Raw genomic sequence first — 8,703 nt, 5'->3', positions numbered from 1 at the left:
TTCGGGCCTGATTCCCGGTCGAACTCGGGTTGTCTTTCCGGCTGTTGGACCGTTCCGACGCTCAAACTCTAGCGGATTTCCCGGCCGACTCATAATCGAGTCTGTCCAGTGGATTTCGGCATGCCGAAATCCATCCCGGTTGGGAGATCGTGCTGGGTTTGATTGCCGCATACGCGGCGGGAGTGGCTGTCGCAGAACCGTTCCGGCCCGTGACAACTCGAAGAACCTTACGGACCGGTGAAGTCCGTGTCAACTTCCCCCGGCACCCCGCTGAAAGACCGCTGGTCGACGCCCGACAGACCGTCTGAGGACCGCGGGGGCGTCCCGCTCCCGAGGCCCTCGGACGGCAGAGCCGAACTAGTCCAGGTCCGTGAGCCGGCCGCCCGCGTCCGGCTGGGTGTGCTCCACCCGGCGCAGCACCCGGATGAGCAGCTCCCCGAGAACCGCCCGCTCCTCCGCCGACAGGTCCTGGAGCAGATCGCCCTCGAAGTCCGTGGCCATCCGCATCGCCTCAAGCCACTTCGTACGGCCTTCGTCCGTCAGCTCCACGATCACGCGCACCCGGTTGTTCTCGTCCCGGTCGCGGGTGACCAGTCCTTCACTCGCCATGCGGTCGATGCGGTGGGTCATCGCGGCCGGGGTGAGGCCCAGCCGCTTCGCCAGCTCGCCGGGGCCCATCCGGTAGGGGGCGCCGGCGAGGACCAGGCTCTTGAGGACCTCCCATTCGGCGTTGCTGATGCCGAGGGTGGCGACCTGGCGGCCGTACGCGACGTTCATACGGCGGTTGAGGCGGCCGAGAGCCGAGACCACCTTCTCGACCTGGGGGTCCAGATCTCCGTACTCGCGCTGGTACGCCGCGATCTGCTCGTCGAGGGTCGGCTCCTGGATGGCCGGGCCCGTCACTGCTGGGCCCTCGGGGCTCGCGTTAGGCATACGCCGCAGTATCGCACGCTGCCCATTCGCATCGAAGTCCTTCGATGTGTATTGTTAACTTTCGAACTTTAACGTTGAAGTCTTCAGACTTCACTCCTTCACATCCTGAGGCAGGTGAGTGTGACCAGGGAGATGGCTGCAGCGATGCGCCGAATCCAGGCAGGGAACGCGCTGAGCGCGTTCGGACTCGGTTTCACGGTTCCGTATCTCTACGTCTATGTGGCGCAGGTACGGGATCTGGGCGCGACGACGGCCGGCGCCGTCCTCGGGGCCTTCGCGATGGCCGCACTCGTCGCCCTGCCCTTCACCGGGCGGATCATCGACCGGCGCGGGCCGCTGCCCGTGCTGGTGGGAGCCGCCCTGCTGGCCTCGGTGGGCGCCATGTCCATGGGGCTCGCCGGGGATGTGACGACCGTCGTGCTCTCCGCGGCGGTGCTCGGAGCCGGTACGGCCGTGATGCAGCCCGCGCTCGCCACGATGATCGTCTGGGCTTCGCGGCCCTCGGGCCGTACGCGCGCGTTCGCCCTTCAGTTCTTTATGCAGAACCTGGGGCTCGGCCTCGGCGGACTCGTCGGCGGGCAGCTCGTCGACAAGAGCCGGCCGGGGAGCTTCACCCTGCTGTTCGGCATCGAGGCCGTGATGTTCCTGGTGCTGGCCGGGATCGCGGTCACCATCCGGCTGCCCCGTCCGGCCCCGCTCCCGGGTACGCCGGCCGGTCAGACCGAGGCCAAGGGCGGACTGCGCGTACTGCTCGGGCACAAGGCGATGGTGCAGCTGTGCGTTCTCGGGTTCGTCCTCTTCTTCGCCTGTTACGGACAGTTCGAGTCGGGCCTCGCCGCATACGGCACCGAGGCGGCCGGCATCGAGCCGGCGACGCTGGGCACCGCCCTGGCCGCGAACACCGCCGTGATCGTGCTCGCGCAGTTCCTGGTGCTGAAGTTCGTGGAGCGCCGCAAGCGCACTCGGGTGATCGGTGCGGTTGGCCTGATCTGGGCGGTCGCCTGGATTCTGGCGGGGTACGCCGGTCTTGGTTCAGGCAGCCAGGCCATGGCCACGGCCGCGTTCATCTCCACGTACGCGCTCTTCGGGCTCGGTGAGGCGCTGCTCGCGCCGACCGTCGCGCCGATGGTGGCCGATCTTGCGCCGGAGTCGATGGTCGGGCAGTACAACTCGGCCTTCGCCCTGGTCAAGCAGCTCGCGCTGGCGCTCGGCCCGGCGATCGGCGGACCGATGGGGGCCTCGCTGCACGGCCCGTACATCGTGACGTTCGTTCTGTTCTCGCTCGGTATCACCGTGCTGGCCGTACGGCTGGGGCGGCAGCTCACCCCCGTACAGAATCAGCCGTCGCTCGGTGCCGTCTCGCGGGTGGTGGCGCAGCACAAGCCGGCCGACAAGTCGGCGGCGGCTGTCTGACCCCCATGAGGCTCATCCGGCGGGGAGTGCGAACTCGCACCAGACCGCTTTGCCGCCGCCCGGAGTGCGGCGGCTGCCCCAGGACGAGGCGATCGTCGCGATTATGGAGATCCCGCGACCCGCCTCGTCCTCCGATTCGGCGCGGCGGCGGCGCGGAAGATGATCGTCCCCGTCCGTCACCTCGATGATCAGACGGCGGTCGGTGCGGCGGAGTCTGAGCCGCATGGGCGGGGTGCCGTGCTGGAGGGAGTTGGCGACCAGCTCGCTGGTGGCCAGCACGCCCAGGTCGTGCAGCTCGGGTGAGAAGCGCCAGGAGGCCAGCACTCCGGAGGCGAAGGCGCGGGCGCGCGGCGCCGCCTCGGTGCCGCCGAGCAGTTCGAGCGCCGCGTTGTGGAAGAGCTCGGCGGACGGTCCCGTACGAGAGGGGTGCTGGACGACCAGGACGGCGACGTCGTCGTCATGGTCGGCGGTGACGCCCTGGGAGCGGATCAGCCGGTCGCAGACGACCTGCGGGGCGCCCGTGGCCCCCGACAGGGCGCGCTCCAGCGAGGCCACGCCTTCGTCGATGTCCTCACCGCGCCGTTCGACCAGGCCGTCCGTATAGAGGACGGCGCTGGAGCCGGGCGGGAGGGCGATGGCGCCGGAGCTGTGGAGCCAGCCGCCGGTGCCCAGCGGCGGGCCGGTCGGGTCGGCCGCGCGGCGGACCGTGCCGTCCTCGTCGCGGACCAGGATGGGGAGATGGCCCGCCGACGCGTAGACCAGATGGCCCTCGTTGGGGTCGTGGATGGCGTAGACGCAGGTGGCGATCTGGCTGGCGTCGATCTCGGCGGCCAGCCCGTCGAGGAGCTGAAGCACCTCGTGCGGCGGCAGGTCGAGCCGGGCGTAGGCCCGTACGGCGGTGCGGAGCTGGCCCATGACGGCGGCGGCGCGCACACCCCGGCCCATGACGTCGCCGATGACCAGAGCGGTACGGCCCGCCCCCAGGGTGATCACGTCGTACCAGTCGCCGCCGACCGCCGCGTCCTCGCCGCCGGGCTGGTAGGTGGCCGCGATCCGCAGATCGTCGGGCTGCTCCAGCTCCTGGGGCAGCAGGGAGCGCTGGAGGGTGACGGCGGTCTCGCGCTGGCGGCGCTCGCTGGCGCGCAGTCGTTCGGCCGCTTCGGCGTGGTCGGTGACGTCCGCGGCGTGGACGAGCACCCCGCTGCCCGCTCCAGGGATCTCGATGGGCAGACAGGTGACGGTGTACGAGCCGCCGGCGGCGGATCTGCGGGATTTCACGGTGCGCTGTCTGCCGCTGCGCAGGACCTGGTCCATGAGCGGGTGCAGGCCCAGTTCGGCGAGCTCGGGGCAGGAGTCGGCGGCGCGGTTGCCGATCGGGCGGGGGCCGAAGGCGGTGGTGTAGGCGTCGTTGACATACGCGATGCGGTGCTCGGGGCCGTAGACCACGGCGACCAGGGCGGGGAGGCTCGCGAGGATCTCGCGGACCGGGAAGTCCTCCAGCGCGGGGGCGTCGGGGAGCGGGTCGGGCTGTGGCTCTCCCGCGCCGTGGCCCGTCCGTCCGCGGGCGGCGTCGCGGGCTCCTTCTTCTGGGGGCGGTTCTCCGGTGGCGGGTTCTCCGGTGGCTGGGTCCCCGGCGGCCGGATCGCCGGCGGCCGTGTCTCCCCGGGCCGCGGGGACCGAGCCCGAGCCCTCTGCCCGGCCGCCGTCTCCTCGCTGGGCCGGCCGCGGAGGCGCCGTGGAGATCCCGCGGTCGGTCCTGCGCGCCGCGGCGCGGCGCTGCGTACCGGGGAGCCTTGCGCTCCAACGCGTGAAGTTCACTGACTTTCTAGCCTCAATGGTTGTCGCCAAGGGTCACAAGGGTCACTCTGTGCAAATGTGAGCCCACCTATGGTCACACGTCCAGTGTGACCGACCGTACTGACAGTCGGTGTCGACTGAGCGTCTACTAGGCCCTCCCGGAGGTGCCGTCAGGCCCTGCGCGCCGCCCTCAGCCGCCTCTGGAACCGCTGTCGCCCGGTGTGGACTCCGGCGTGTCAGGCGGGCTGTTCTTCGGCGTGTGCGGGCCGTCCTTCGGCATGTACGGGCCGCTCTTCGGCGTGTGCGACCCGCCCGGACCGGGGCCCGCGCCCGCCGCGCTCGCGAACTCGGCGCGCGGGTGCTCCAGCGAGCCGAGCGAGACGATCTCCCGTTTGAAGAGTCCGGCGAGGGTCCATTCGGCCAGCACGCGCGCCTTGCGGTTGACGGTGGGAACGCGGCTGAGGTGGTAGATCCGGTGCATCAGCCAGGCCGGATAGCCCTTGAGCTTGCGGCCGTAGACATGGGCGACGCCCCGGTGGAGGCCGAGGGAGGCGACGGAGCCGACGTACCGGTGGGCGTATTCATCCAGTTCATCCAGCGGACGGCCGCGCAGTGACGCCGCGATGTTCCCGGCGAGCACCTTGGTCTGGCGCACCGCGTGCTGGGCGTTGGGGGCGCACTCCGCTCCCGGGGTGCTGGAGGCGATGTCCGGGACGGCGGCGGCGTCGCCCGCCGCCCAGGCGTGTTCGACTCCGTCGACGGTGAGGCGGGCGGTGCAGCGGAGTCTGCCGCGTTCATCGAGGGGGAGGTCCGTGGCGGCGAGGAGCGGGGCCGGTCTGACGCCCGCGGTCCAGACGACGGTACGGGCCGGAAACCTGCTGCCGTCGCTGAGCACGGCGATCCGGTTCTCACAGGACTCCAGCCGGGTGGTGAGACGTACGTCGATATTGCGGGAGCGCAGCTCACGGATGGCGTAGCGGCCCATCTCCTCGCCGACCTCGGGGAGGATGCGGTCAGTGGCCTCGACGAGGATCCATTTCAGGTCCGCCGGCTTGATGTTGTGGTAGTAGCGGGCGGTGTAGCGGGCCATGTCCTCCAGTTCGCCGAGGGCCTCGACGCCCGCGTAGCCGCCGCCGACGAAGACGAAGGTGAGGGCGGCGTCGCGGATCGCGGGGTCACGGGTGGAGGAGGCGATGTCCATCTGCTCGATGACGTGGTTGCGCAGCCCGATGGCCTCTTCGAGGGTCTTGAAGCCGATGGCGTACTCGGCGAGACCGGGGATGGGGAGGGTGCGGGAGACGGATCCGGGGGCGATGACGAGCTCGTCGTAGGTCACCTCGATCGCGCCGGCGCCCTCCTCCTCGGTGGCGAGGGTGTTCACCCGGGCGGTGCGTTTGGCGTGCTCGACCGCCGTGACCTCGCCGATGACGATCCGGCACCGGTCGAGGATCCGGCGCAGCGGGACCACCACATGGGCCGGTGAGATGGATCCGGCGGCCGCTTCCGGGAGGAAGGGCTGATACGTCATATAGGGGTCGGGCGAGATCATCAGGATCTCCGCCTCGCCGCGGGCGATCTCCTGTCTCAGCTTCCGCTGGAGACGGAGAGCGGTGTACATCCCGACGTAGCCGCCGCCGACGACGAGGATCCGCGTGCCGGAGGTGCGCGCGATCGGCGGGGGGTCGGGGGCCGGGCCCCGTGTGTCAGCTGCCTTCACCATCCCATGACGCAACGGTCCCCGGCGTTTGTCCACAGGCCCGGCAAATTGTGTGACTGGAGGCTCTGTGCCGCTGTGCGCCGGGGGGTTGCCGGGGGTGGGGGAAGGTGCGCAGGTCAGGGGTAGCGCGGGGGGTGGTACCGGGGGGCGTAAACGGGAGCCTTCCGGGCCTTGCTCCGATCGGGGGTCGCTCCGTGCGGAACTACCCCCTTCTGAATTGACCCGGGCTCAACTATGTTCGTACTTCGTCGGGGTGCTTGGTCAAGGCATGCCCGGCAGACCAGGTGGGGGGTCTCCGGGGGGAGACACAGTGACCGGGGGAACGTGTATGACCATTCAGGATTCTCATTGGCAGGCTGCTGTGCCGTCGACCGCGGACACCCGTGTCCAGGGCGGCCAGACGGGCAGCGAGTCGAACGGCGCGGCGGGCGGGCACGCGCGGATGGGATCGGGCGGGGCCAGCCGCTCGGCTCCGTTGCGCGTGGACGCGCAGCGCAATCTCGAACATGTGCTGCGGGCGGCTCGCGAGGTCTTCGGCGAGCTGGGGTACGGCGCGCCGATGGAGGATGTGGCGCGACGGGCCAGGGTCGGCGTCGGGACGGTGTACCGCCGTTTCCCGAGCAAGGATGTGCTGGTGCGCCGAATAGCCGAGGAGGAGACCTCCCGGCTGACCGAACAGGCGCGTACGGCTCTGGGGCAGGAGGAGGAGCCATGGTCGGCGCTGGCGCGGTTCCTGCGTACGTCGGTCGCCTCGGGCGCGGGGCGGCTGCTGCCGCCGCAGGTGCTGAGGGTGGGCGTGGAGCCGGAGGACGCGTCGTCGGCGCGGGAGGACAGCCGGGTGCCGCATCAGCGGTCCGGGGTGCCCGTGGACCGGCCGGCCGTCGAGCGGGCCGGTGGCGGACAGCCGGATCTGCGGATCGTCGGGCAGCGTGTCGTTCCGGCCGACGAGCAGGACGACGCCGGTGCGTCGGAGCTGCTGGAGGTCGTGGGGCAGCTGGTGGAGCGGGCGCGGGCGGCGGGTGAGCTGCGGGGCGATGTGACCGTGGCCGACGTGCTGCTGGTGATAGCGACGGCCGCGCCCTCGCTGCCGGACGCCGCGCAGCAGGCGGCGGCGTCGGCCCGGCTGCTGGACATCCTTCTGGAGGGGCTGCGTCCGAGGTCCGGGTGATGGGAGCGCGGGTGCCGTGGGTGCGCAGGTGCCGTGGGTGCCGTGGGCGGCTGTTCGGCGGATAGCTCGTCTCTCTTCCGGTGCCGTTCGCTCTTCCTGAGGGGGGCGGCGTGGGCGCGGATATGGGGCGGCGTGGGCGCGGATTCGGTCAGTCTCCCCGGATGAGTGGTTGACACGGCTCGGAGTCCGGCACGCTGTTGCCGTGTGGCACGCTTGCCCGGTGTTCGGGGCTGAAGTGCTGACGGGAGCTTCCGCGATGACTGAGGGCTTCCGCGATGAGCGGTGACGGACGGGACGCACGGGATGAACCCGTGGGTGGCTCGGGCGGTACGGACGGCTCGGGCGGTACGGAGTCCGGCGGCGGGGTGCCCCCGTGGCAGGTGCCGGAGCAGGGCGGGCCCGGTGGGGCCAGGTCCGGATCGTCCCCGTCCGCTCCCCGGGACGAAGAGACCGGTGGTCCGGGAGGGCATGGGCCGGGGGCTCCCGGAGGACCTCTCAGGGGCGGCGCGTCCGGTGCTGGGTCTGGCACTGCGTCCGGTGCTGCGTCCGGTGCTGCGTCCGGTGCTGCATCCGGTGCGCACGATCCCTCCGGCGTCTCCGGCTCACCGGACGCGCCCGGGGGGCCGGGACCCGGGTCCGGGGGAGCCGGCGGGCCGGGGACGCCCGGGCCGCGTACGCCCGGCCATGACGCGGGAGACCCGGAGGGCAGCGGGCACACCGTGCCCAGCCAGGGGGCGGGCGGGACCTGGGCCGACGACTCCCCCGCGTTCGCCGCCGCCACGACCGGCCCCAAGGACCGCTCCGTGCCCCAGCAGCGCGAAGGCAGCGGCCTCAGCTCCGTACTGCCGCCCCCGCGTGAGCTGCCGCAGTCCGACGCCGAGCTGATCCAGCGCATGCGGGCGGGTGACGACAGCGCCTACGCCGAGCTGTTCCGGCGGCACTCCGACGCCGTACGCCGATACGCCCGCACCTGCTGCCGTGACGCGCACACCGCCGACGATCTGACGGCCGAGGTGTTCGCCCGCACCCTCCAGGCGGTACGCGGCGGGGCCGGACCCCAGCAGGCGGTGCGGGCGTATCTGCTGACCACCGTCCGGCGGGTGGCGGCGGGCTGGACGCGGACGGCGAAGCGGGAGCAGCTGGTCGAGGACTTCGCGGTGTTCGCCGCCGACGCCGCCCGCGGTGCGGATGCCGCCACGGGAGAGACCCTCGAACTGGGCGCGGACGTCCGGGCGATGCACGAGGCCGAGCAGTCTCTCGCCCTCCAGGCCTTCCGGTCGCTGCCGGAGCGCTGGCAGGCCGTGCTCTGGCACACCACCGTGGAGGAGGAGTCCCCCAGCGACGTCGCGCCGCTCTTCGGGCTCACCGCCAACGCCACCGCGGTACTGGCCAGCCGGGCGCGTGAAGGGCTCAAGCAGGCCTACCTCCAGGCGCATGTGAACTCGGCGGTCATCTCCGGCGGCGACTGCGCCCGGTACGCCGACCGGCTCGGCGCGTACGCCCGTGGCGGACTGCGGATGCGGGCCGAGCGGGGGCTGCGCAAGCATCTGGAGGAGTGCGCCAGATGCCGGCTGACGGTGGGCGAGCTGGAGCATGTCAACGCCGGGATTCCGGCGCTGCTGCCGGTCGCCGTCATCGGCTGGTTCGCCGCCGGGTACTCCCTCAAGGCCGCCGG

General features: G+C 71.6%; 6 protein-coding genes. 3 read left to right on the top strand and 3 right to left on the bottom strand.

What is annotated here, in order from left to right; all coding sequences use genetic code 11:
• Positions 1 to 357: 357 nt before the first annotated feature.
• The gene (locus FF041_RS11365) at positions 358 to 933 is read right to left on the bottom strand and encodes a MarR family winged helix-turn-helix transcriptional regulator (RefSeq protein ID WP_153480868.1); all 576 of its coding nucleotides are present in this window, start codon (positions 931 to 933) and stop codon (positions 358 to 360) included.
• Between the two features lie 144 nt (positions 934 to 1,077).
• Here FF041_RS11365 and FF041_RS11360 point away from each other — a divergent pair, with 144 nt between their 5' ends.
• On the top strand, positions 1,078 to 2,346 hold the full coding sequence (locus FF041_RS11360; protein ID WP_153522634.1) for an MFS transporter: 1,269 nt from the start codon (positions 1,078 to 1,080) through the stop codon (positions 2,344 to 2,346).
• A gap of 12 nt (positions 2,347 to 2,358) precedes the next feature.
• On the opposite strand, the gene FF041_RS11355 is transcribed toward FF041_RS11360, so the two are convergent.
• Entirely contained in the window at positions 2,359 to 4,164 is a 1,806-nt protein-coding gene (locus FF041_RS11355) for an ATP-binding SpoIIE family protein phosphatase (RefSeq protein WP_323391690.1), read from the bottom strand.
• A 169-nt stretch (positions 4,165 to 4,333) separates the two neighbouring features.
• Positions 4,334 to 5,863: an NAD(P)/FAD-dependent oxidoreductase gene (locus FF041_RS11350; protein ID WP_153522630.1), complete on the bottom strand. Its 1,530-nt coding sequence runs from the start codon at positions 5,861 to 5,863 to the stop codon at positions 4,334 to 4,336.
• Between the two features lie 325 nt (positions 5,864 to 6,188).
• Here FF041_RS11350 and FF041_RS11345 point away from each other — a divergent pair, with 325 nt between their 5' ends.
• Both FF041_RS11345 and FF041_RS40545 read left to right on the top strand, forming a co-directional pair.
• Complete coding sequence (locus FF041_RS11345) at positions 6,189 to 7,028, top strand: TetR/AcrR family transcriptional regulator (RefSeq protein WP_153522628.1); 840 nt, start codon at positions 6,189 to 6,191, stop codon at positions 7,026 to 7,028.
• Positions 7,029 to 7,831: 803 nt separating this feature from the next.
• The coding region (locus tag FF041_RS40545; protein ID WP_407698138.1) for a sigma-70 family RNA polymerase sigma factor at positions 7,832 to 8,703 on the top strand (872 nt) is incomplete at its 3' end.

The organism is Streptomyces jumonjinensis, from assembly GCF_009600885.1.
In the GTDB taxonomy this organism is placed as follows: domain Bacteria; phylum Actinomycetota; class Actinomycetes; order Streptomycetales; family Streptomycetaceae; genus Streptomyces; species Streptomyces jumonjinensis.
This window is presented reverse-complemented; position numbering and strand designations above follow the sequence as displayed.